The sequence below is a fragment of the Streptomyces sp. NPDC059895 genome (assembly GCF_042731035.1).
In the GTDB taxonomy this organism is placed as follows: Bacteria; Actinomycetota; Actinomycetes; order Streptomycetales; family Streptomycetaceae; genus Streptomyces.
Genome location: NZ_JBHWKO010000003.1, coordinates 386,288 through 409,811 on the forward strand (window position 1 = coordinate 386,288; position 23,524 = coordinate 409,811).

A 23,524-nucleotide genomic window follows, 5' to 3' on the forward strand; every position below is an offset into this window, starting at 1 on the left:
CTCTCCCCCCCCCCCGCACTTTATCCTCAACAACACCCTTCCCCCCCCAACCGGCGGCGCCTCTTTTTTTATTTGGGTTGGGGGCGGGGGGGGGGGGGGGGGCCCCCCCCGGGCCCCCCCCCCCCGCCCCCACCCCACCCCACCCCACTCCACCCCACCACCGGGTGCCTGCGTCACGCGGCGATCCGCTCCGCCACCTCCACGGCCTCCTCCAGCGAGTCCACCACCGGCACACCCACCTCCTCGAGGCTGGCCCGGCCGTGCGAACCGCCGGTGTAGAGCACGGCCCGCGCCCCCACGTGCAGCGCCGCCACCGCGTCGTCGGCGGCGTCCCCGATCACCACCGTGCGCTCGGGGTCCACGCCCGCCAGCGCCATGAGGTGGCGCACCATGTGCTCCGCCTTGCTGCCCCCGGACGGCCCGGTCCGCCCGTCGACCCGCAGGAAATGCGGCTCGATCCCGAAACCGCGCACCAGCGGAACGAGTTCCTCGTGGACGTACATGCTCAGCAGCGACTGGCTGCGTCCCTCCGACCGCCACCGCGCGAGCAGGTCGGCCGCCCCTTCGGTGAGCCCGCACCGCACCCGGTGCTCGGCGTAGTACCGGTGGAAGACGTCATCCATGAGCTCCCACTCGGCCTCGGTGGGCAGTCTGCCCATCAGCCGCTCGTAGAACTTCGGCACCGGCACGCAGTACAGCGCCCGGTACCGCTCGATCGTGATCGGTTCCAGCCCCAACTCGACGAACGCCGCGTTCGTCGCCCCGATGATGGCGTCGTTGTCGTGGAACAGTGTGCCGTTCCAGTCCCAGACGATGTGCGCCGCTGACTTCCCCATGTCCGCAAACGTACCCGCCGCCACCGACAATCAAGAGAGCGCCGGCCCTCCGATGGTCGGCCGGCCGGGCCCGGACGGGTCTCAGTGCCCGGATCCGACCAGGTGGGCGATCTCCTGCGTGGCGAACCACAGCAGCTCATGGTCCTCGGCGCCGTCCACGACGAACTGCGCGTCGTCGTCGCCGCCGTCCGCCGCCGCCAGCGCCTGGGCCGCGGCGGCCACGTCCGCCTCCGCGTCCTCCGCGTCGACATGGACCGAGGCCGCCTTGGCCAGGGGCAGGGCGGTGGCCACCCGCACCTCGCCGAGCGCGGCCGGGTCGAGCCCCCGGTCGGGGTCGGCGGTGGCCGCGCCGTCCGGTACGTCCACGGCGACGACGACCCGCCGACGCGGCGCGCCCGGGTCCGCCGCCAGCAGGCGCAGCGAGGCGAGCGCGGCCCGGTTGAGGGCCGCGTACTCCAGCTCCTCCAGGTCGTCGGAGAGGTACCACTCGCGCAGCCCGGGCGTGACGGCGTACGCGACGAGCGGCCCGGCCCCCAGCTGCCCCGTCTCGTGCGCCTCGGCGAGACCGGGGAGGGTCAGGGGGACGTAGACGCGCATGGTGGGCCGCTCTTTCCTGGTCGGAGGCTCCGTTCGAGGCCCCGGGAGGACGGGGGTCCACGCCTCCGGAGCGCCTTCAGGATACGTGCGGGAGCCCCCTTTCGAGTCCCGGTCCACGCCCCCGCACACGTCAGCCCCGCGCCTGCCGATTCACCCCGCTCACCGCGCCTTCCAGGGCTTTTCCCGCCCCGGCCACTCTGATAGGTGAATCCGCACGGCCCGTCACCGGAACCCTCCGCTGTCTTGCGGTGACGCACCGCATCCCCGTACAAGATCCGCAGCAGGAAGTTACCGCCCGGTAGACGACTGGCCGCCGGGCAGCCACCGAACGGGGACACCCATGAACAAGGTCATGACGAGGGCCCAGCGCACTCCCGGCGCCCGTCCGCCCGCCGCCCGCCCGGCCGGCACGCGCCCGCCCGGACGCCGCGACACCCGCCGCCCCGCCGGCGCACCACCCCGCTCCCCGAACGGCAGCTCCCCCCGCACGACCCCGCGCCCCGAGTCCCCCACCGTCCCGGCCCGGACCTCCCGCACGCCCGTCCCCCAGCCCCCTCGGCCCCAGCCCCGCCCCACCGACCTCTTCGCCGACCTCCTCGTCGCCGTCCTCAGCGGCCAGCGCCCCGTCCACGCCATGCTCCGCCACACCATCGGCCGCGCCTACGACGACCTGGCCCACCTCGCCGAACGCGGCCCCCTGCGCACCACCCACGGCCTCCGTCCGGTCGTCCGCGACATCGGCTACGAGATGCCCCGCCCCGGCGCCATCGAGGCCTTCGCCCGCATCAGCGCCGGCGACCGCCTGCGCGCGATGGCCTTCCGCCTGGAACTCGGCACCGACCGCCGCTGGCGCTGCACGGCCGTCGAACTCGGCGGCCCCCGCACCCCCCGCCCGGCGGACGACTGACCCGTCACGTCCCCCCTCCCGCCCCGGCGAAGCACAGAGGCGACCTCTCCCGGCCCGGCACAGCACTGCTGACGCCGGACGGGTGCCTCTCCCGGCACAGCACTGCAGACGCCGGACGGGTGCCTCTCCCCGGGCGCTGCGAACGCCCGGGGAGAGCCTGCACAAAGCCCTGCACGCAGAAGGGCCGGACCACCCTCAGGTGACCCGGCCCTCACGCCCTACGAAGCCTCCTCAGGCTCCCGGCGCCTTACTTCTTGCGACGCCGCCCGGTCTTGGCCTGCTTGCGGCGCTCCGCACGCGTGAGACCGTCGGCCTCGGAACGCACCGGCTCCTCGTCACCGACGAGGTCGCCCTCGATCGTCCCGCCCTCGCCGTCCACGGTGGGCGCGGAGAAGTGCAGGTTCCGCCGCTGCGGCACGTCCAGGCCCTTGGCGCGGATCTCGGGCCGCCCGCTCGCCTGCGCCGGCACCACGTCCTGCTTCTCCATGTCGACCGGCTCGGCCTCCTCGACCGGAACCTCCTCGACCTGCTGCTCCACCTGGACCTCCAGGTTGAACAGGTAGCCGACCGACTCCTCCTTGATGCCCTCCATCATCGCGGTGAACATGTCGAAGCCCTCACGCTGGTACTCCACCAGCGGGTCCTTCTGCGCCATCGCGCGCAGACCGATGCCCTCCTGGAGGTAGTCCATCTCGTAGAGGTGCTCACGCCACTTGCGGTCCAGCACCGACAGCACGACCCGGCGCTCCAGCTCCCGCATGATCTCGGAGCCGAGCTGCGCCTCACGCGCCTCGTACTGCTCGCGGATGTCGTCCTTGATGGACTCGGCGATGAACTCGGCGGTCAGACCGGCCCGGTCCCCGGCCGCCTCCTCCAGCTCCTCGATGGTGACCTTGACCGGGTAGAGCTGCTTGAACGCACCCCACAGCCGGTCCAGGTCCCAGTCCTCGGCGAAGCCCTCGGCGGTCTCCGCGGTGACGTAGGCGTCGATCGTGTCGCCCATGAAGTGCTGGATCTGCTCCTGCAGGTCCTCACCCTCCAGGACGCGGCGCCGCTCACCGTAGATGACCTCACGCTGCCGGTTGAGGACCTCGTCGTACTTCAGGACGTTCTTGCGCGTCTCGAAGTTCTGCTGCTCGACCTGCGACTGGGCGGACGCGATCGCGCGCGTGACCATCTTGTTCTCGATCGGCACGTCGTCCGGCACGTTCGCCATGGACATCACGCGCTCGACCATCTGCGCCTTGAACAGCCGCATCAGGTCGTCACCCAGGGACAGGTAGAAACGCGACTCGCCCGGGTCGCCCTGACGGCCGGAACGGCCCCGCAGCTGGTTGTCGATCCGGCGCGACTCGTGCCGCTCGGTGCCCAGCACGTACAGCCCGCCGAGCTCCTCGACCTCGTCCTTCTCCGCCTTGACGGCCTGCTCGGCCTTCTCCAGGGCGGCCGGCAGGGCCGCGGCCCACTCCTCGATGTGCTCCTCCGGGTCGAGGCCGCCCTGCCGCAGCTCCGCCTCCGCGAGGTCCTCGGGGTTGCCGCCGAGCTTGATGTCCGTACCACGGCCCGCCATGTTCGTGGCGACGGTCACGGCACCCTTGCGGCCGGCCTGGGCGACGATCTGCGCCTCACGCTCGTGGTGCTTGGCGTTCAGCACCTCGTGCTGGACGCCCCGCTTGCTGAGCTGCTGCGACAGGTACTCGGACTTCTCGACCGACGTGGTGCCGACGAGGATCGGCTGGCCCTTCTCGTGCTTCTCGGCGATGTCGTCGACGACCGCCTCGAACTTCGCCACCTCGGTGCGGTAGATCAGGTCCGACTGGTCCTTGCGGACCATCGGCTTGTTCGTCGGGATCGGGACCACGCCGAGCTTGTAGATCTGGTGGAACTCGGCGGCCTCGGTCATCGCCGTACCGGTCATGCCCGACAGCTTGTTGTACAGGCGGAAGAAGTTCTGCAGGGTGATCGTGGCGAGCGTCTGGTTCTCGTCCTTGATGTCCACCCCTTCCTTCGCCTCGATCGCCTGGTGCATGCCCTCGTTGTAACGGCGGCCGGCGAGGATACGGCCCGTGTGCTCGTCGACGATCATGACCTCGCCGTCGATGACGACGTAGTCCTTGTCCTTCTTGAAGAGCTCCTTCGCCTTGATGGCGTTGTTCAGGTAGCCCACCAGCGGCGTGTTCACCGACTCGTAGAGGTTGTCGATGCCCAGCCAGTCCTCGACCTTGGAGACACCCGCCTCGTGGATGGCGACCGTGCGCTTCTTCTCGTCGACGTCGTAGTCGCCGGTCTCCTCGAGACCCTTGAGCGGGTTGCCCGCCTCACCGCGCTTGAGGCGCGTCACCAGCTTCGCGAAGTCGCCGTACCACTTGGTGGCCTGGTCCGCGGGACCGGAGATGATCAGCGGCGTACGGGCCTCGTCGATCAGGATGGAGTCGACCTCGTCGACGATCGCGAAGTTGTGCCCGCGCTGGACGAGCTCCTCCTTCGACCACGCCATGTTGTCCCGCAGGTAGTCGAAGCCGAACTCGTTGTTCGTGCCGTACGTGATGTCGCAGGCGTACTGCTCGCGGCGCTGCGCGGGCGTCATGTTCGCGAGGATGCAGCCGACGCTCAGTCCCAGGAACCGGTGGACGCGGCCCATCATCTCCGAGTCACGCTCGGCCAGGTAGTCGTTGACCGTGATGAGGTGGACGCCGTCCCCGGAGATGGCGTTCAGATAGGCCGGCAGCGTACCCACCAGGGTCTTGCCCTCACCGGTCTTCATCTCGGCGACGTACCCCATGTGCAGGGCGGCACCGCCCATCATCTGCACGTCGTAGTGACGCTGCCCCAGCACACGCTTGGCCGCCTCACGCACCGTGGCGAACGCCTCCGGCAGCAGGTCGTCGAGGGTCTCGCCATCGGCGTACCGCTGCTTGTACTCATCGGTGAGGGCCCGCAGCTCGGCGTCGGAGAGGTCTACGAAGTCCTCTTCGATGGAGTTGACCTGGTCCGCGATGCGGTGCAGCTTGCGCAGGATCTTGCCTTCGCCTGCACGCATGATCTTCGAGAGGACGGACACGGGGGTTGGTCTCCTTGCCGGTCGGGCCTGGGACGGTCGGTTTCCATTTGACTTACTGAGCAACGGCCATCGTATGCGAGGACCCCACCACGCCGGGAGGTCTGGCGTGACGAGGACCGCACGCCGCCGCGCACGACTTCACGTTCGGCTTCGAAAAGGACAACGGCCGGGCCCCGCGGATGGTGCCGCCCCCCGCCGACGAATTGCGCGAATTGTGATCACCCGCTCACCCGCCGCGAAAACCGTGGCATGCGCCCCGCACCCCACGCAGAATCAGCCGATGCAGCCCGTCACGCTCACCACCGACCGCCTCGTCCTGCGCCCGGTCGGCCCCCAGGACACCCCAGCCGTCCACACCGCCGCCCAGGACCCCGACATCCAGCGCTGGACCACCATCCCCTCCCCCTACCTCCCCGAACACGCCCGCGCCTTCATCGAGGAGGTCGCCCCGGCGGGCTGGGCCGACGGCACCCTGTTCACCTTCGGCGTGTTCCTCCCCGACGGCACCCTCGTCGGCGTCAACAGCCTCATGATGCGCTCCCTCGGCACCGCCGAGATCGGCTACTGGACCACCAAGGAACACCGCGGCCGCGGCTACACCACGGAGGCCGCCCGCACCGCCTCCCGCTGGGCCTTCACCGACCTCGCCGTCGACCGCGTCGAATGGCGCGCCGAAGTCGGCAACACCGCCTCCCGCGCGGTCGCCGAACACGCCGGCTTCACCCTGGAGGGCACCCTGCGCTCCGCCATCGACAACAAGGGGGTACGCCGCGACTGCTGGGTGGGCTCCCTGCTCCCGTCGGACCTGGGCCTGCCGTCGACCGCCCCGTACCTTCCGGCGCCCACGGGCGGGCCGCACGACTGACGCCCCGGGACGCGGCCCCCACTGTCAGACCCACCGCCTATCGTGCGCACCATGACGACCCCGCGCCCGACCGCAGAGCTCTCCGCAGACGAAGCCCGCCGCATCGCCCTGCGGGCGCAGGGCTTCCTCGGCTCCCCCGACCGCAGAGCCGGCGTCCGCGGCGTCCTGCGCCACCTCGGCGCCGTCCAGCTCGACACCATCTCCGTCCTCGCCCGCTCCCACGAACTCGTCCCCTACGCCCGCCTGGGAGCCGTGGGCCGCACCACCGTCGAGGACGCCTACTGGAAGCCGTCCCCCGGCGCGCCCGCGGCACGCCCCCACGCCTTCGAGTACTGGTCCCACGCCGCCTGCATCCTCCCCATCGAGGAATGGCCCCACTTCGCCTTCCGCCGCCGCGCCTACCGCAACCGCCCCCACTGGAACCACCACCTCCCCGAGGGCACCTACGACCAGGTCATCAAGCAACTCCGCGCCGAGGGCCCCCTCACCGCGACGGAGCTCGGCGGCGCGAAGAGGACCAGCGAGTGGTGGGACTGGTCCGGCACCAAGGTCGCCGTCGAACGCGCCCTGATGTACGGCGAGGTCGTCTGCGTCGAACGCCGCGGCTGGAAACGCGTGTACGACCTGGCCGACCGCGCCGTCCCCGCCGACCTCCTGCACGACGAACTCGACGACACCGAATGCCTGCGCCGCCTGGTCGGCCTGGCCGGCCGCTCCCTCGGCGTCGGCACCCGCGCGGACCTCGCCGACTACCACCGCCTCAAGGGCGACCAGGTCGACGCGGTGATCGCCGACTCCGGGCTGGTCCCCGTCACCGTCGAGGGCTGGGCGAAACCGGCCTGGGCCGACCCGGAGGCCCTGCGGACACCCCCGCGCGGCCGCCACCGCACCACCCTCCTGTCCCCCTTCGACTCCCTCGTCTGGGAACGGGCCAGGACCGAACGCCTCTTCGGGTTCACCCACCGCCTGGAGGCGTACGTCCCCAGACAGAAGCGGATCCACGGCTACTTCGCGATGCCGGTCCTGGCCGGCGGCCGCCTCGTCGGCCGCGTGGACCCGGCCCGCGAGGGCCGCACCCTGGTCGCCAGGCAGGTCACCCTGGACGGCCCGAAGGCGGTCCCGGCGGTCGCCCGGGCCCTGGTCGAGGCGGCGGCCTGGGTCGACTGCACGGACGTACGGGTGGAACGCGTCGACGCCCCGGACCTGCGCGAGCCCCTCACGCAGGAACTCGCCCGCGCCCTCGCCTGACCGGCGGCGCTACCGGATCTCGAGAATCTTCTCCCGCATCGCGTACACCACCGCCTCCATCCGGGAGTGCAGTTGCAGCTTCTCCAGGATGTTGCGCACGTGGTTCTTCACGGTGTTCTCGGAGATGAACAGTTCCTTGGCGATGTCCCGGTTGTTCATCCCCGTGGCGACCAGCTTGAGCACCTCCAGCTCACGGTCCGTCAGCCGGGGTGCGGGAACGAGCCGCCGCTCGTCGGTCCGCTGGATCATCGACTTGAACTCGGTGAGCAGCTTCGACGCCATGGAGGGGCTGATCTGCGACTGCCCGTCGGCCACGGCGCGGATCGCCGTAGCGACCTCGTCCGTGGAGATCTCCTTCAGGAGGTATCCGGTCGCGCCCGCCTTGATCGCGTCGTAGAGATCGGCCTCCTCGTCGCTGATCGTCAACATGATGATCTTCGCGCTGGGGGCCACCTCCTTGATGGACGTGCACGCCTCGATACCACCGCGCTTGGGCATCCGCACATCCATCAGCACGATGTCCGGCAGCAGGTCGGCCGCCTTGTCCACGGCCTCGGCGCCGTCGCCCGCCTCGCCCACGACCTGGATGTCCTCCTCGGCCGCGAGCACGATCTCCAGTCCACGGCGGAACAGGGCGTGGTCGTCCACGACAAGGACTCTGATCGGCTCCTTGCGAGGAGTGCCCGCGTCCGGGCCCATGCCGACGACGCCGTCGACGGCATCCCCGTCACGCATCGGTCCGAAGCTGTCCGCCATCGTTCCTCCCCCTGAAGGCTGTGGCCGTGGTCCAGTGCCATCGCCAACGCAAGGCAACGGCCCACCGGTTGAGCCGTTGCCGCCATGATTCCATGCCCGGACGACAACGGGGTGACAGAGCGGTGCGCGAAGGGGTCGCACACGGGTGCCCCTGGGGCGCATACCAGCGCTCCAGGGGCACCTGCTCAGCTGTCACGGGACCGGGTCAACCGCCCAGCGCGCCGCCCGCCTCGGGCGCGTGCGTCTGCGTGACCATCGTGTCCGTCCTGAGGTGGATCACGCCGTAGTCGTAGGCGTGGCGCCGGTAGACGACGCTGGGTTCCTTCGTCTCGGAGTCGACGAAGAGGTAGAAGTCGTGCCCGACCAGTTCCATCTCGTAGAGGGCCTGGTCAAGGGTCATGGGTGCGGCGACGTGGGTCTTCTCGCGCACCACGAGGGGGCCGTCGCCCTGCACCTCGAGCGAGCCGATCCGCTTGGTGGGGACGCTCTCCGCCTCCTCGGCCGAGGTGAGACGGCCGTTGCCGTCGAGGGTCGCGACGCCCGGGACCTGGTCGGAGACCTCCGCTGCCGAGATCCGGCGTGCGCCGCGCCGGGTGTAGCGCTTGTCGTGCTGCTTGCGCAGCTGGGCGTCCAGCTTCTCCGCCGCCAGGTCGAGTGCCGCGTACGGGTCGCTGGCCGCTGCCTCCGCCCGGATCACCGGACCCCGGGAGCGGAGCGTGATCTCCACTCGGTCACTCCGGTCGGCCTGTCGGGGGTTGGGCTCCTTGGACACCTCGACGTCGAGGCTCATCACCTTGCCGTCGAGCTTCTGGATCTTCTCCAGGTTCAGCTTCTCGGCCACGTGCTTGCGGAACCGCTCGGGCACCTCGGTCTTGCGGCCCTTGACGACGATGTCCACGCAGAACTCCGTTCCCGGATCGCTCCGCATCCACGGCGGAGCATCTCCCTTTTGCACCAGACTCCGGTGAGCACCGGAACCTCGGACTCGGTGACTTACACCTCCTCCTCCCCCATGGGCGAGATCTCCACCCAGGTGCTGCGGGTGATTAACGAAAACCGCAGCACGGCATTCGCAATGGAGGGGTGTGGCCTGCGGCTTTCCCTCACACCGAACATATCTCGCCCGGACGGATGTCGTCACCCTCTACTGCGACGTACCTCCGTTCAGGTGAATTCACGCTTCTATTACCTGCAACGACTCAACTTCGTCGCCGGTTCCGGTTTATTTCGAAAGCGTCCGGCGGCGCCGCCACCACGGCCGCGCAGACCACCTGACCTGCACCGCCGACGCCGGCGGTCCCCGCCGGCATCCGTCCCGCATCTCCCTCCTGTGCTCCGGACGGCCGTACCTCTCTGCCTTCCCGGGTGACGCGCCCGTACACAGCCGTCGCGCCTTCAACACGCGCCGTCCACTCGACCGCCCCAGCCGCCCCGGTCGCCCCGGCGGCCCCGGCGGCCCCGGTCGCCCCGGTCGCCCGTGCGGGCGCCGCGTTCCCCGTGTCCCGCTCCCGGGCCACCGCAGCCCGCACGGCACGCGCCGCCTCCGCCAGCGAGGCACCCGTCGTGACGAGGTCGTCGACGAGTACCACCGGGCCGCCGCACAACACCCGCGCCCCACCGGGCACCACGGCCAGCGCGCCCACCAGGTTCTCGAGCCGCTGCCGGGAGCCGAGCACCGACTGGTCGGCCACCACCCGCCGCTGCCGCAGCACCGCGGCCACCCGCACCGGCGCCCCCGCCCTGCGCAACGCGGCGGCGGCCGCGAGGGCGATACGACGAGCCGGGTCGTGCCCTCGGGCTCGGACGGCTCGGGGGGAGGAGGGGAGAGGGACGAGGAGGATGCCGGCGGGGACGGTGCGGGGGCCGGTGGTGTGTGCGGCTCTGTGTTCTCCGGCTTCTCGGAGGGGTGGGGGCCCCTCCCCCTCCCCCTCCCCCTCCCCCTCCCCCAACCCCACCCCCACCGCCCCCGCCAGCGCCTCCCCCAACGGCCGCGCCAGAGCCAGCGCCCCGCGTTCCTTGTGCGCCAGCAGCACGGCGCGTACCTCGTCGGCGTATCGGGCCGCCGCGTGCACGGCGGGCAGCCCGGGTGGTTCGGGGTCCGGTCGCACACGGCGCGGCGCGGTGGCGCCGAGTGCGGCACGGCACTCCGGGCAGAGCACCGTACGGGCCTGTCCGCAGCCCGCGCAGTCAGCCGGCAGCACCAGGCCGGTCAGTTCCTGCCACCACTGCCGAAGGCCTTCCATGGGGACTACTGTGCCGGGGTCGGAGTGAGCCGACCACCCCTGTGGAAAACCACCTGTGGAAAAGTCCCGAAAGGCGACGGGGAAAGACACCGGCTCCCTGGACGAACAGCGAGCCGCGCGAGCAATGCAGATCAACCGCGCACGTGCTGGGCGAAGTCCCCCGGCGTTTCCCCGGAAAACAACGGCCCCAACCGGAACACCGCCCTCACGGGAGGAACACCGCCCTCACGGGAACACCACCCTCACGGGAACTCCGCTTCACCCCGGATAGAGCGCCGCCGAAGCCGTCTCCTTCAACGTCCGCCATCCGCTCCCTCCGGGCAGCCACAGCAGTCCGTCCTTGGAGGTGGCGAAGAGCGGGGCGTCGCTGTCCTCGGAGGCGGCGATGCTGGTCACTTCGGTGAGGCCGGGCAGGGTGCCGGTTTCGGGAACGGAGCCGTCGCACTGCACGTACTGCACCTGTTCGACTCCGCCGGTCTCGCGTCCGACGACGACGAGCCGGCTGTCTCCGGCCCAGGACATGGCGGTGACCTGTTCGAGGTCGGGTGTGGCGGAGCGCAGTTCCTGGACGGAGACGGTGGGCTGCGCTCCGGTCCGGTCGCGTTCGATGCGTCCGATGAGCAGGGACTGCTTGCCGTCCTTGTCCACGACGAGCGCGATGCGTGCTCCGTCGGCGGCGACCCGGACGGCGTTGATGCGTCCGTCCAGGCCGGGTGTGAGGACGGTGAGGGGCTGGCCGCCGCCCTTCTCCAGGAGGAGCAGCCGGGGGGCGGTGGGGTCGCGGTCGGCGACCCACAGGTCGCCCTGGGCGTCCCAGCTGGGTGTGGTGAGCCGGTCGGTCTCGGTCTTGCCCTTGCTCTGGAGGAGGGGTTGGCCGAGGGCGTTGCCGGCCGTGGTGGGGGTGACGTAGAGGGCCTTGCCGTCGAGGGAGACGCCGGCGGCGGTGTCCTCGTCGCGGGCCACGGCGACGGAGCGCAGCTGCTTGCTGCCGTCGCCGAGCGCTCCGGGTACCGCTTCGGCCCGGGCGCTGCCGCTGCCGCTGCCGCTGTTGGGCATGCGGACGAGCCGGTGGCCGCTGTCGATGAAGTACAGGTAGTCGGGGCTGGTCTCCGCGCCGCGGTCGGCCACGGCTGTGGCGCGGTCGTCGCTGAGGGTGCACAGTTGTCTGCCGCCGGCGCGCAGTTCGATCTCGTCGACGGTGGGGCTGAGGCTCTGGAGGGTGAACAGCAGCTGGGCGGCCATCTCGTCGCACTTGCCCTGGCCGATGCGGGCCGCTTTGTCGTTGAGCGGCACGGTGAGTTTGTTGCGGTCGTCCAGGGTGAGCGCGGTGACGTCCTGGGTGAGTGCCGTGCCGGTGGGAAAGCTGGACCTGACGACGGGTTCCAGCCAGCTGGTGGGGCCGTTGAGCAGGGAGCGCACCATCTGGGTCATGGGGTCGACGCGTTCGCGCACGTAGACGGGGTCGGCGACGGCCATGGGCCGGCCGGCGCCCGTGGAGGTGGTGTTGGAGGCGAAGTAGTACTTGTTGACGGACATGAAGTTGCGTTGGAAGTCCGACTTGCCCATGACGACGCCTTGGGGGAGTGCGTCGATGCGCCACTGCCGGGTCTTCTTGTCGCGGGTGAGGTACACGGTCCGGCGGTAGTTGCCGGAGGTGGGTGCGTAGGACTGCTGGGCGTCGAGGGTGGCGACTTCGGTGCCGGTCAGTTCGAAGGCGAAGTCGTCGCCGTTGTCCCTGTCGCCGGACTGGACGACCTCGGTGCCGGGCCCGTCGGCGAGGACCGTCGTGGAGCTGTCGGGTTCCCAGCGTTGTGCGGCCTTGGTGGTGAGGTACTGGCGGGCCGTGGAGTAGCGCGGGTCGTCGCTGGTCAGCGCTTCGAGGAAGCCTTGGACGATTTCGGAGGGCGGGGCGTCGTCGCGGGGCGGCATCGCGAAGACCCGTACCTGGGTGTCCTGGCGCGGAGTGGATTCGACGCCCTGGAGGTCGCCGCTGTCAGGCATGGAGGCGCACCCGGCCAGCAGTAGGACACCGCAGGCGGCGTAGGCCAGTGTGCGCGCCGGCGTGCGCCGGCGGTTCCCGCCGCGGCGTGCGCCCGCGGCACGCGTTTCCTCAAGGCCGGCCCGCGCCATGGCTCCCCTCGCGCGTCCCCCCTCGGGGTCAGCGCCCGCCTCACGTCTCCCCTCGCGGTCAGCGCTCACGAAATGCCTCCCCTTGCTGGTCCGAGCCGCCGGGTCGGGTGCCCGTCCGGCCGGGTGTCTCCTCGCGTGTCTCCTCGCGTGCCGTCCCGGTGGCGGGCGGTTCGTCCGGCCGGCGGGTGCCGGTGGCGGGCCGGGGGACGACGCGTGCGCCGTTGCCGGGCAGTGCCGTGGGGTCGGCGGTGGGGGCGGGCGGGGCCGGCCGGGGGGTGAGCGGGGGCCGCTGCTCACCGGCCGCGGGCTGCACGGGCACGGTGGCGCTCTTCTGGCCCCCGCCGCGCGGCTCACCGGCGTCGTCGAGTCCGCGGTTGCGGCGCGAGTCCTTGGGTTCCAGCGGTATCGGGGAGCCTCGCAGCGGCTCGTCGGCGGTCCTGGGCAGGGTGAGCCGGAACTGTGAGCCGCCGCCCGGCTCGCCCCAGGCCTGGAGCCAGCCGCCGTGCAGCCGGGCGTCCTCCAGGGCGATGGACAGGCCGAGCCCGGTGCCGCCCGTGGTACGCGCGCGTGCCGGGTCGGCGCGCCAGAAGCGGCTGAAGACGCGTGTGGCCTCGCCGGGCTTGAGTCCGACGCCGTAGTCGCGTACGGCGACGGCGACCGCGCCGCCGGCGGAGGCGAGTCTGACGACGACGTCCTTGCCCTCGCCGTGTTCGACGGCGTTGACGACGAGGTTGCGCAGGACGCGTTCGACGCGGCGTGCGTCGGCTTCGGCGACGACGGGCTGCTGGTCGCCGCGGACCCGTACGGTCGTGCCCTTGCGCTCGGCGAGCGGTGCGGCCCCGCTGACGACACGGCGCACGACATCGCGCAGGTCGATCGGTTCGGCTTCCAGGGCGGCGGCGCCGGCGTCGAAGCGGCTGATCTCGAGCAGGTCGGCGAGGAGCGACTCGAAGCGGTCGAGCTGGTCGGCGAGGAGTTCCGCCGACCGCGCGGTGACGGGGTCGAAGTCCTCGCGGGCCTCGTGGATGACGTCGGCGGCCATGCGGACGGTCGTCAGGGGGGTGCGCAGTTCGTGCGACACGTCGGAGACGAACCGCCGCTGCATCCGGGACAGGTCCTCCAGTTGGTTGATCTTCAGCTGGAGGTTCTGCGCCATCTTGTTGAAGGCCTCGCCGAGCCGGGCGATGTCGTCCTCGCCGGTGACCTTCATCCGTTCCTGGAGGCGTCCGGCGGACAGTCGCTCGGCGATCCCTGCCGCCATCCGCACGGGGGTGACGACCTGCCGCACGACGAGCCAGGCGATGGCGCCGAGGAGGACGACGACGAAGAGGCCGGCGGTGGCGAGGGTGCCCTTGACGAGGCTGAGGGACTTCTCCTCCTGGGTGAGCGGGAAGAGGTAGTACAGCTCGTAGGACTCGCCGTTGGGGTCGTTGAGCTGTTTGCCGATGACGAGGGCCGGCTGGGACTCCTTGTCGTTGCTGTAGATGATGCGGGTGTAGCTCTGGGCGGCGCCGGTGCTGGTGTTGACGCGGGTACGGAGGTCGTCGGGGACGCTCTTGTTGGGGTCGACGTAGCCGGAGGCCCGGGGGCCGCGTCCGCCGCCGCTGTCGTCGCCGGGGGGCAGGGTGACGACGTCGAAGGCGCCCTGGCCGCCGCTGGAGAGCGACGACACGAGTTCGCTCATCCATTCGATGACGTTCTGTGACGTTCCCCCGTCCACGGCGCTGTCGTCGTCGGCGGCCGCGCTGGCGGCCTCGTCGGCCTTCTGCTTGGCGACGGCGAAGCCTCCGGTGGCCTGGCTCTGGGAGGCCTTGACCTTGGCGTCCAGCAGTCCGTTGCGCACCTGTCCGATGACGACGAAGCCGAGCAGCAGGACGACGCCGAGGGACATCAGCAGGGTGGTGACGACGACCTTGAGCTGGATGTTGCGCCGCCACAGCCGCATGACGGGCAGCAGGGGGCGACGCACCCAACGCAGCAGGAGCCTCAGGACGGGGCTGTTGCGGATTCCGCCGTGCAGCAGTCCCGCGTCGAAGAGCTGACCGAGGCGTGATCCGGCCGTCTTCCGGCCGACAGGCCGCCCCGGACGGGCCCCGGACCGGCCGGGGGCCGAAGCGGCACTGTCTCCGGACATGTCAGCTCGGTCCTGCCTTGTATCCGACGCCACGGACGGTCACCACGATCTCCGGCCGTTCCGGGTCCTTCTCGACCTTGGACCGCAGCCGCTGTACGTGCACGTTGACCAGACGGGTGTCGGCCGCGTGCCGGTAGCCCCACACCTGTTCGAGCAGGACTTCCCGCGTGAACACCTGCCACGGCTTGCGGGCGAGCGCGACCAGCAGGTCGAACTCCAGCGGGGTCAGCGCGATCGACTGCCCGTCCCGCTTCACGGAGTGCCCGGCCACGTCGATGACGAGGTCACCGATGGCGAGCTGCTCCGGCGCGGGCTCCTCCGACCTCCGCAGCCGCGCCCGGATGCGGGCGACCAGCTCCTTCGGCTTGAACGGCTTCACGATGTAGTCGTCGGCGCCGGACTCCAGCCCGACGACCACGTCGACGGTGTCGCTCTTGGCCGTGAGCATCACGATCGGCACCCCGGACTCCGCCCGGATCAGGCGGCACACCTCGATACCGTCCCGTCCGGGCAGCATCAGGTCCAGCAGCACCAGGTCGGGTTTGGCCTCACGGAAAGCGGCCAGCGCCTTGTCGCCGTCGGCTACGAAAGACGGTTCAAAACCTTCACCACGCAGCACGATACCGAGCATCTCGGCCAGTGCGGTGTCGTCGTCGACGACAAGGACTCGTCCCTTCATAAACGACATCATCCCATTCTCATAACGGTGAAGGTGGCGCAGGTGAGCAGGGTCACCGGCCAGTGACCATAGCCGTACCGAACCGTCACTGTCTGCCCCCGTCCGCCGTCGTCGATGTCGGCGCTGCTGTCAGCCCGGCCGCCGGAGGATCGTTCCCTCCGGCCGGGCCCTGCCACCTCACCGGTCGCCCCCGCCGCCCCGGGCGGCATCGCCCCGGACCGCACCACCCGTCCCCCGCGCCCGACAGCCGGCCGCGCCGCCGACCCCCCGATGCACCCGCACGCCCCCGCACGCTGCCTTCCACCGCGACGGGACCGTCGGCACGATGGAAGCCCGGTCCACAGGCCCAAGGCGCTCCACGATGACAGTGACCGTGATCCTGATAGTCCTCTTTGTCGTGATCGGCCTGATCGTGGAGTACGGCAGCCCGCTCCCTCCCGGGACGTGTGGCGTCTGCCGAGGCAGAGGTACTCGGTTCAAGGACCACTGCCGCGCCTGTGGGGGCTCCGGCAGGGACCGCGGGTAGCCACGCGCTGCCGGTCCGATCCGGACACTCCCGGCGCGATCCCCACGGGGAAACCAACGGCTTGTGCCGGGCAGGCCGGTCCCCGCCCCCGGCCATGTCCGTCCCCTCCGCCATGTCCGTCCCCTCCGCGGCGCGGCGATCAGCCGGTCGTCACCCGGCGCGGCCGGGCGCACAGCTCCGCGAGGCCCTCGGCGGTCACCGGCGACACCACACCGTCCTCGGTGACGATCGCCGTCACCAGCTCGGGCGGCGTCACGTCGAACGCCGGGTTGTACGCCTGCGTCCCCAGAGGCGCGACGGGAATCCCCCCGCCGGCACCCGCCACCGGCACCTGCGGCGCCGTCACCTCCGTCACCTCGAACGCCGGACGCTGCTCGACCTCGATCGACGCCCCGTCGGGGGTGTCCGGGTCCACCGTCGTCACCGGCGCCACCACGATGAACGGCACGTGGTGGTAGCGGGCGAGCACGGCGAGCGGATAGCTGCCCACCTTGTTCGCCACGGAGCCGTCGGCCGCGATGCGGTCCGCCCCGATCAGCACGGCGTCCACCTCACCGGCCGCGAACAGCGACCCCGCCGCGTTGTCCGTGAGCAGCGTGTACGCCATGCCGTTGCGGCCCGCTTCGTACGCGGTCAGGCGCGCGCCCTGCAGCAGGGGGCGCGTCTCGTCCACCCACAGCCGCCGGAGCCGCCCGGCCCGGTGCGCGGCGAGCGCCACCGCGAACGCCGTCCCCTCGCCACCCGACACCAGCGAGCCGGTGTTGCAGTGGGTGAGGACCCGGTGCCCGCCACCGGGCAGCAGTTCGTCGAGGAGGGCCAGTCCGTGCCCCGCAATCCGGGTGCTCGCCTCGGCGTCCTCCCGGTGGAGCCGGCGCGCGGCGGCCAGCGCGGCCCGGGCGCCCTGTTCGTGACCGCCGCCCTGGGCGAGTTCCGCCCGGTAGGCCGAGCGGGCCCGGCGCACGCCGACGGAGAGGTTCACCGCGGTGGGCCGGGCTCCTTCGAGCGCGACCGCGGCCTCGTCCACGTCGAAGCCGCGCGCGGCGGCGAGCGCGACGCCGTACGCCCCGGCGATACCGAGCAGCGGCGCCCCGCGCACGGCGAGCGAACGGATCGCCTCCACCAGCGCGGACGCGTCCGTACAGACCAGTTCCTGTTCCTCGGCCGGCAGCCTCGTCTGGTCCAGGAGCACCAGTACGGGACCTTCGGGTGGTTCCTCCCAGCGGATCGCCGGTATGTCGGTGGGCCGCTTGTGCTCGCCAGGTTGCGCGTACTGATCAGCCATGTCGTCAGTCTGCCCGTTATCCGGCGGACAATTGAAGGTGTGCAGCCCCGACCGCGGCCGGTCCGTCGATGACCGCCCCATGGCACGATGGCTCCCAACCTGCCTCCGCCGCGCCTGCGGTCGGGCACCGTGAAGGAGCGACGATGAACGACACTCCGGGCTGGGCATCGCCCGGATCCGCCCCGTCCGACGGACAGGAGCCCGGGGCGTCCCACCCTGCCGATTCCGCCGACCGACCCGGCGGTACGCAGCCCTCGGACCAGCCGTCCGCGAACCCGCAGGGCTCCGGCGCGAAGTGGTCCAAGGATCAGCCTCCACCGGCGTCGTGGTCCGCGCCCGCGGGCCCCCGCAACCCGGCGCAGTCCCCCCCGCCTCCCCCGCCCGGCCCCGGCTGGGGAACCCGCCCGCCCGGCGGCCCCGGCCCCACAGGCCCCGGCGGCCACGGAGGCCACGGAGGCCACGGAGGCCATGGAGGCCACAACGCTCCCGGCGGATACGGCACTCCCGGCGGATACGGCGGATACGGCGGCTGGGGTGCCGGCTGGGGCGGCCCTCCGCCCGCCGTCAAACCCGGCGTGATCCCGCTGCGCCCGCTCGGTGTGGGCGAGATCCTCGACGGCGCCGTCTCCACCATGCGCACCCACTGGCGCACTGTCCTCGGCATCTCCCTGACGGTCGCCGTCGTCATGGAGGTCGTCATCGTCCTCGTCCAGGGCCTGTTCCTCGACGACAGCGCCAGCACGGCCGCGCTCAGCGACCCGTACGCCACGGTGGACGAGAAGTGGCGCGCCATGGTCGACGTCGCGCTCGACTCGGGCGTCGTCTTCCTGATCGCCCTCGTCGGCAGCATCACGGCGACCGCGCTGCTGACGACCGTCACCAGCCGCGCGGTCCTCGGCAGGCCGGTGACGACCGGCGAGGCCTGGCGCGACGCCCGCCCCCAGGTGCCACGGCTGTTCGGCCTGGTCTTCTTCCTGATGCTGATGGCGGTCGCGGTCGTCGTCGTGGGCGCCCTGCCGGGCGTCCTGGTGGGCGGCGCCGCCGGTGACGGACTGTCCGCGCTGGGCGTCATCGCGGCCCTCGTCGTCGTGGCGTGGCTGCTCACCCGCTTCTCCCTCGCCTCGCCCACGCTGATGCTGGAGAAGCAGGGCATCAAGAAGTCGCTGGCCCGCTCCGCGAAGCTGGTGCGCGGCTCCTGGTGGCGGGTCTTCGGAATCCAGCTGCTGTCCATGATCCTCGCCAACCTCATCGCGACGATCGTGGTGGTCCCCTTCGCCCTGCTCGGTGCCGCCCTCGGCGAGGGAGGGATCTCCGCCTTCACGCAGGGCGACACCGACCTCGGCTGGTCGTACCTCATCGTCAGCGGGATCGGCTCGGTGATCGGCTCCATGATCACGCTCCCGATCACGGCGGGCGTGGCCGCCCTCCTCTACGTCGACCTGCGCATCCGCCGCGAGGCCCTCGACCTCGACCTGGCCAGCGCCGCCGGCGTCCAGGGCTACGGCACCCCCTCCCCCGGCACCCCGCCACGGAGCTGATGCGGTGAGCCTGACGGGGGCAGTCCTCACAGCCCTGCCGGCACCGCCGCCGGGCGGCGCCGTGCCCGCCGCGGTGCCGCGCGGCACGCCCGCCCCGGCCCCGTCGGCCCTGACACACGCCGCCGACCGGGCCGTACACGCGCTGCTGCGGACCGGCGACGGCCTCCCCCTGTCCTTGCGAGGCGACGAGCCGCCGGTGACGGTCCCCCGCGATCCGGCGCGGGAAGCGGCCCGGCGCGAGCTGTCCGAGCGGCTGTACCACGAGAACGACCCCACCCTGTTCGAACGCTTCCTGAACGGCCTGTGGGACTGGATCGGCGGCCTGCTCACCGCAGCCTCCACCGCCACCCCGGGCGGAGCGGTCGGCCTGGTCGTGATCGTCCTGGCCGTCGCCGCCGCCCTGGCCGCCCTGTGGTGGCGCCTCGGCACCCCGAGCCGCCGGCCCGCCCCCGCCGCCGCCCTGTTCGACGACCGCCCCCGCAGCGCCGCCCACCACCGCGCGACCGCCGAGGCGCACGCCGCCCAGGGCCACTGGAACCAGGCCGTCCAGGAACGCATGCGCGCCATCGTCCGCGCCCTGGAGGAACGCGCACTCCTCGACGTCCGTCCCGGCCGCACCGCCGACGAGGCCGCCTCGGAGGCCGGCCGCTCCCTGCCCTCCCACACCGAGCGGCTGCACGCCGCCGCCCGCGACTTCGACGACGTCACGTACGGCGGCCGCACCGCCACCGACCAGGCGTACCACCGCATCGCCGGCCTCGACCGCGACCTGGACGACACCGCACCCCAGCCCATCCACAGCAGCACCCCCACCGCGGACCACCACACCCGCCCCGGAGCTCCGACATGACGGCCGAGGCCCCGCCGCCCTCCACCTCGGCCTCGCCCACCGCCCGCCACCTGTGGACCCGCGCGCGGGGCATCGCCCTCGCCCTCGTACTCCTGCTGGCCGGGGCCGTCGCCCTCGCCGCGCTCCGCTCCGACGCCCGGCACGGCGCACTCGACCCGCGCTCCGCCGACCCCTACGGCAGTCGCGCCGTGGCGGAGCTCCTCTCCCAGCACGGCGTCACCACCCGTGTCGTCACCACCCTGAGGGACGCCCGAGCCGCCGCCGCCCCGGACACCACCCTCCTCGTCGCCGACCCCGATCTGCTGACACAACGCCAGCAGCGCCGGCTGCACGCGGCGACCGCCGACTCCGGCGGCCGCACCGTCCTCGTCGCCCCCGGCAGCTGGTCGGTGGGGACACTCGCCCCCGGCGTCGCCGCGGACCCCGCCGCCAGCCGCGAGTCCACCCTCGCGCCGGCCTGTGCGCTGCCCGCCGCCCGCCGCGCCGGCACCGCCGACACCGGCGGCATCCGCTACACCACCACCCTCCGCGACGCCGACGAGTGCTACCCCAGCAACCGCCTCGCCACCCTCCTGCGCCTCCCGGCGCCCTCCGGCGACGGCGACACCGTCGTGCTCGGCGCCCCCGACATCCTGTTCAACGACCGCCTCGACGAGCAGGGCAACGCCTCGCTCGCCCTCCAGCTCCTCGGCTCCCGCCCTCACCTGGCCTGGTACCTCCCCTCGCTCTCCGACTCCTCCGCCACCGCCCCGGACGACGACAAGAGCCTCTTCGAACTGCTCCCCTCGGGCTGGCTCTGGGGCACCCTGCAGCTCTTGGTCGCGGCAGCCCTCGCCGCCCTGTGGAGGGCACGCCGGCTAGGCCCGCTCGTGCCCGAGAAACTCCCCGTCGCGATCCGCGCCTCCGAAACCGCCGAAGGCCGCGCCCGTCTCTACCGCAAGACCCGCGCACGCGACCGCGCGGCCACCGCTCTTCGCTCCACGACCCGCACCCGCCTCGCCCCTCTCGTCGGCCTCCCCGCCGCCCAGGCCCACACGCCCGAAACGCTCCTTGCCGCCCTGTCCGCCCACCTGAACGGCGGCGACGGACAGTCCCTGCACCCCCTCCTCTTCGGCCCGCCACCCGGCGACGACCAGGCGCTGATCGCGCTCGCCGACCGACTCGACGCCCTCGAAAGAGAGGTACGCCGTCCATGATGGACCCGACCACTGACAACGCCGGGAAGACCGGGGACCCGGGCGACGCCCGCGCCTCCCTGGAAGCCCTGCGGGCCGAGATCGCCAAGGCCGTGGTCGGCCAGGACCCCGCCGTGACCGGCCTCGTCGTCGCCCTCCTGTGCCGCGGCCACGTCCTCCTCGAAGGGGTCCCCGGCGTCGCCAAGACCCTGCTCGTCCGCGCCCTCGCCGCGGCCCTCGACCTCGACACCAAACGCGTCCAGTTCACCCCCGACCTCATGCCCAGCGACGTCACCGGCTCCCTCGTCTACGACGCCCGCACCGCCGAGTTCTCCTTCCAGCCCGGCCCGGTCTTCACCAACCTGCTCCTCGCCGACGAGATCAACCGCACCCCGCCGAAGACCCAGTCCTCCCTCCTCGAAGCCATGGAGGAACGCCAGGTCACCGTCGACGGCACCCCCCGCCCCCTCCCCGACCCGTTCCTGGTCGCCGCGACCCAGAACCCGGTCGAGTACGAGGGCACCTACCCCCTGCCCGAAGCCCAGCTGGACCGTTTCCTCCTCAAACTCACCGTCCCCCTCCCCTCCCGCCGGCACGAGATCGACGTCCTCACCCGCCACGCGGACGGCTTCGACCCGCGCGACCTGCGCGCCGCCGGCGTACGGCCCGTGGCGGGCGCCGCCGACCTCGAAGCGGCCCGAGCGGCCGTCGCCGGCACGACCGTCGCCCCGGAGATCACCGCCTACGTCGTCGACATCTGCCGAGCCACCCGCGAGTCCCCCTCCCTCACCCTCGGCGTCTCCCCCCGCGGCGCGACCGCCCTCCTGTCCACCGCACGCGCCTGGGCATGGCTGACCGGCCGCGACTACGTCATCCCCGACGACGTCAAAGCCCTCGCTCTGCCGACCCTCCGCCACCGCGTGCAGCTCCGCCCGGAAGCGGAGATGGAGGGCGTCACGGCCGACTCGGTCATCAACGCCGTCCTCGCCCACGTCCCCGTCCCCCGCTGATGGCCCTCACCGGACGCGCCGCCCTCGTCGCGGCCCTCGGCTCCCTCCCCGTCGGTATCTGGGAACCCGGCTGGACGGGCATCCTCGCCGTCAACGCCTCCCTGGCCGCGGCCTGCGCCTGCGACTACGCCCTCGCCGCCCCCGTACGCCGCCTGCGTCTGACCCGCTCCGGCGACACCTCCGTACGCCTAGGCGACACCGCCGACGTCATCCTGACGATCACCAACCCGTCCCGGCGCCTGCTGCGCGCCCGCCTCCGCGACGCCTGGCCCCCCAGCAGCTGGCAGCCCGGCACGGAGTTCACCGCGTCCCGCCACCGGCTCACGATCCCCGCCGGTGAACGCCGCCGCCTCACCACCCGCCTGCGCCCCACCCGCCGCGGTGACCGCCACGCCGACCGCGTCACCATCCGCTCCTACGGCCCTCTCGGCCTCTTCTCCCGCCAGGGCACCCACAAGGTCCCCTGGACCGTGCGGGTCCTCCCCCCGTTCACCAGCCGCAAGCATCTCCCGTCGAAACTGGCCCGTCTCCGCGAACTCGACGGCCGCACCAGCGCCCTGACCCGAGGCGAGGGCACGGAGTTCGACAGTCTCCGCGCCTACGTCCCCGGCGACGACACCCGTTCCATCGACTGGCGTGCCACCGCCCGTCAGTCCACGGTCGCCGTCCGCACGTGGCGCCCCGAGCGCGACCGCCGCATCCTCCTGGTTCTGGACACCGGACGCACTTCCGCGGGCCGCGTCGGCGACGCCCCCCGCCTCGACGCCTCCCTGGACGCGGCCCTGCTCCTGGCCGCCCTGGCCTCCCGCGCCGGGGACCGCGTCGACCTCCTTGCCTACGACCGCCGGGTACGCGCCCTGGTCCAGGGCAGGACCGCCCGTGACCTGCTCCCGTCACTGGTCTCCGCGACGGCCGCCCTGGAGCCGGAGCTGATCGAGACGGACGCCCGCGGTCTCACCGCCACCGCCCTTCGTACGGCCCCCCGCCGCTCCCTGATCGTGCTCCTGACGGCGCTGGACGCCGCCCCCATCGAAGCGGGTCTGCTACCGCTCCTCCCACAACTCACCCAACGCCACACCGTCCTCCTCGCCTCTGTCGCCGACCCTCATATCGCGGGGATGGCCCAGGCCCGCGGCACCATCGATGCCGTCTACGAAGCCGCCGCGGCCGCCCAGGCGCAGACGGAACGCCACCACACCGCCGAACACCTCCGCCGCCATGGAGTCACGGTTGTCGACGCACCCCCCGACGAACTGGCGCCGACCCTGGCAGACGCTTACCTGGCCCTGAAAGCGGCCGGACGCCTATGACGCAAAAAAGGGCTCTCGCAGGAGAGCCCGTAGTCCATGTTCTCGACCCTAAACGCAGAAATCCCCCGTGCCGTCCGGCACGGGGGATTTCTCAAAAATTGTTCGGCGGCGTCCTACTCTCCCACAGGGTCCCCCCTGCAGTACCATCGGCGCTGTAAGGCTTAGCTTCCGGGTTCGGAATGTAACCGGGCGTTTCCCTCACGCTATAACCACCGAAACACTATGAAACTGTCAGCCGCACCACGCCTGTGACAACGTGGGGCTGTTCGTGGTTTCAGAACCAACACAGTGGACGCGAGCAACTGAGGACAAGCCCTCGGCCTATTAGTACCGGTCACCTCCACACGTTACCGTGCTTCCAGATCCGGCCTATCAAC

At 71.9% G+C, this 23,524-nt stretch carries 18 protein-coding genes and 2 rRNA genes; 8 read left to right on the forward strand and 12 right to left on the reverse strand.

What is annotated here, in order from left to right; translation table 11 throughout:
* Window positions 1–173 precede the first annotated feature (173 nt).
* Window positions 174–836, reverse strand: a complete 663-nt coding sequence (locus ACFV9M_RS05735; RefSeq protein ID WP_385075181.1) for an HAD family hydrolase — start codon at window positions 834–836, stop codon at window positions 174–176.
* An 81-nt stretch (window positions 837–917) separates the two neighbouring features.
* Window positions 918–1,433 carry a DUF6912 family protein gene (locus ACFV9M_RS05740; protein WP_385075178.1) on the reverse strand — a complete coding sequence of 172 codons (516 nt, stop codon included), beginning with the start codon at window positions 1,431–1,433 and terminating at the stop codon, window positions 918–920.
* Between the two features lie 340 nt (window positions 1,434–1,773).
* On the opposite strand from ACFV9M_RS05740, the gene ACFV9M_RS05745 reads away from it, so the two are divergent.
* Window positions 1,774–2,340, forward strand: coding sequence for an Rv3235 family protein (locus ACFV9M_RS05745; RefSeq protein ID WP_385075175.1), 567 nt, complete (start codon window positions 1,774–1,776; stop codon window positions 2,338–2,340).
* A 247-nt stretch (window positions 2,341–2,587) separates the two neighbouring features.
* On the opposite strand, the gene secA is transcribed toward ACFV9M_RS05745, so the two are convergent.
* Window positions 2,588–5,401 (reverse strand): preprotein translocase subunit SecA, encoded by a 2,814-nt coding sequence (gene secA, locus ACFV9M_RS05750; RefSeq protein ID WP_385075172.1) that lies wholly within the window; start codon window positions 5,399–5,401, stop codon window positions 2,588–2,590.
* A 280-nt stretch (window positions 5,402–5,681) separates the two neighbouring features.
* Between secA and ACFV9M_RS05755 the strand changes: the two genes are divergently transcribed.
* Entirely contained in the window at window positions 5,682–6,266 is a 585-nt protein-coding gene (locus tag ACFV9M_RS05755; RefSeq protein WP_385075170.1) for a GNAT family N-acetyltransferase, read from the forward strand.
* Between the two features lie 51 nt (window positions 6,267–6,317).
* Complete coding sequence (locus ACFV9M_RS05760; RefSeq protein ID WP_385075168.1) at window positions 6,318–7,514, forward strand: winged helix-turn-helix domain-containing protein; 1,197 nt, start codon at window positions 6,318–6,320, stop codon at window positions 7,512–7,514.
* A 9-nt stretch (window positions 7,515–7,523) separates the two neighbouring features.
* Here ACFV9M_RS05760 and ACFV9M_RS05765 read toward each other — a convergent pair whose 3' ends face one another.
* The 7 genes from ACFV9M_RS05765 to mtnA form a co-directional block, all read right to left on the reverse strand.
* Window positions 7,524–8,270, reverse strand: a complete 747-nt coding sequence (locus ACFV9M_RS05765) for a response regulator (RefSeq protein WP_385075165.1) — start codon at window positions 8,268–8,270, stop codon at window positions 7,524–7,526.
* A 205-nt stretch (window positions 8,271–8,475) separates the two neighbouring features.
* Window positions 8,476–9,168 (reverse strand): ribosome hibernation-promoting factor, HPF/YfiA family, encoded by a 693-nt coding sequence (hpf, locus tag ACFV9M_RS05770; protein WP_385075163.1) that lies wholly within the window; start codon window positions 9,166–9,168, stop codon window positions 8,476–8,478.
* A 301-nt stretch (window positions 9,169–9,469) separates the two neighbouring features.
* Window positions 9,470–10,513 (reverse strand): ComF family protein, encoded by a 1,044-nt coding sequence (locus ACFV9M_RS05775; RefSeq protein ID WP_385075161.1) that lies wholly within the window; start codon window positions 10,511–10,513, stop codon window positions 9,470–9,472.
* Window positions 10,514–10,771: 258 nt separating this feature from the next.
* Entirely contained in the window at window positions 10,772–12,643 is a 1,872-nt protein-coding gene (locus ACFV9M_RS05780) for an LpqB family beta-propeller domain-containing protein (protein ID WP_385075158.1), read from the reverse strand.
* A gap of 58 nt (window positions 12,644–12,701) precedes the next feature.
* Window positions 12,702–14,777, reverse strand: a complete 2,076-nt coding sequence (gene mtrB / locus ACFV9M_RS05785) for an MtrAB system histidine kinase MtrB (protein WP_385075155.1) — start codon at window positions 14,775–14,777, stop codon at window positions 12,702–12,704.
* A gap of 1 nt (window position 14,778) precedes the next feature.
* On the reverse strand, window positions 14,779–15,468 hold the full coding sequence (gene mtrA, locus ACFV9M_RS05790; RefSeq protein WP_187283109.1) for a two-component system response regulator MtrA: 690 nt from the start codon (window positions 15,466–15,468) through the stop codon (window positions 14,779–14,781).
* Window positions 15,469–16,121: 653 nt separating this feature from the next.
* Window positions 16,122–17,264, reverse strand: coding sequence for an S-methyl-5-thioribose-1-phosphate isomerase (mtnA, locus tag ACFV9M_RS05795; protein ID WP_385075151.1), 1,143 nt, complete (start codon window positions 17,262–17,264; stop codon window positions 16,122–16,124).
* Window positions 17,265–17,407: 143 nt separating this feature from the next.
* On the opposite strand from mtnA, the gene ACFV9M_RS05800 reads away from it, so the two are divergent.
* The 5 genes from ACFV9M_RS05800 to ACFV9M_RS05820 are packed head-to-tail and all read left to right on the forward strand — an operon-like array spanning window position 17,408 to window position 23,147.
* Complete coding sequence (locus tag ACFV9M_RS05800; protein WP_385075148.1) at window positions 17,408–18,802, forward strand: glycerophosphoryl diester phosphodiesterase membrane domain-containing protein; 1,395 nt, start codon at window positions 17,408–17,410, stop codon at window positions 18,800–18,802.
* 4 nt (window positions 18,803–18,806) lie between these two features.
* Complete coding sequence (locus tag ACFV9M_RS05805; RefSeq protein WP_385075146.1) at window positions 18,807–19,652, forward strand: DUF4129 domain-containing protein; 846 nt, start codon at window positions 18,807–18,809, stop codon at window positions 19,650–19,652.
* On the forward strand, window positions 19,649–20,848 hold the full coding sequence (locus ACFV9M_RS05810; RefSeq protein ID WP_385075143.1) for a DUF4350 domain-containing protein: 1,200 nt from the start codon (window positions 19,649–19,651) through the stop codon (window positions 20,846–20,848). The genes ACFV9M_RS05805 and ACFV9M_RS05810 overlap by 4 nt, the downstream gene beginning before the upstream one ends.
* Window positions 20,848–21,837, forward strand: coding sequence for an AAA family ATPase (locus tag ACFV9M_RS05815; RefSeq protein ID WP_385075140.1), 990 nt, complete (start codon window positions 20,848–20,850; stop codon window positions 21,835–21,837). Before ACFV9M_RS05810 ends, ACFV9M_RS05815 begins: the two co-directional genes overlap by 1 nt.
* Window positions 21,837–23,147: a DUF58 domain-containing protein gene (locus ACFV9M_RS05820; RefSeq protein WP_385075138.1), complete on the forward strand. Its 1,311-nt coding sequence runs from the start codon at window positions 21,837–21,839 to the stop codon at window positions 23,145–23,147. Before ACFV9M_RS05815 ends, ACFV9M_RS05820 begins: the two co-directional genes overlap by 1 nt.
* Before the next feature lie 100 nt (window positions 23,148–23,247).
* Here ACFV9M_RS05820 and rrf read toward each other — a convergent pair.
* A 5S ribosomal RNA gene (gene rrf / locus ACFV9M_RS05825) occupies window positions 23,248–23,364 on the reverse strand.
* Window positions 23,365–23,451: 87 nt separating this feature from the next.
* Window positions 23,452–23,524 (reverse strand): 23S ribosomal RNA (locus tag ACFV9M_RS05830); the annotation flags it as partial.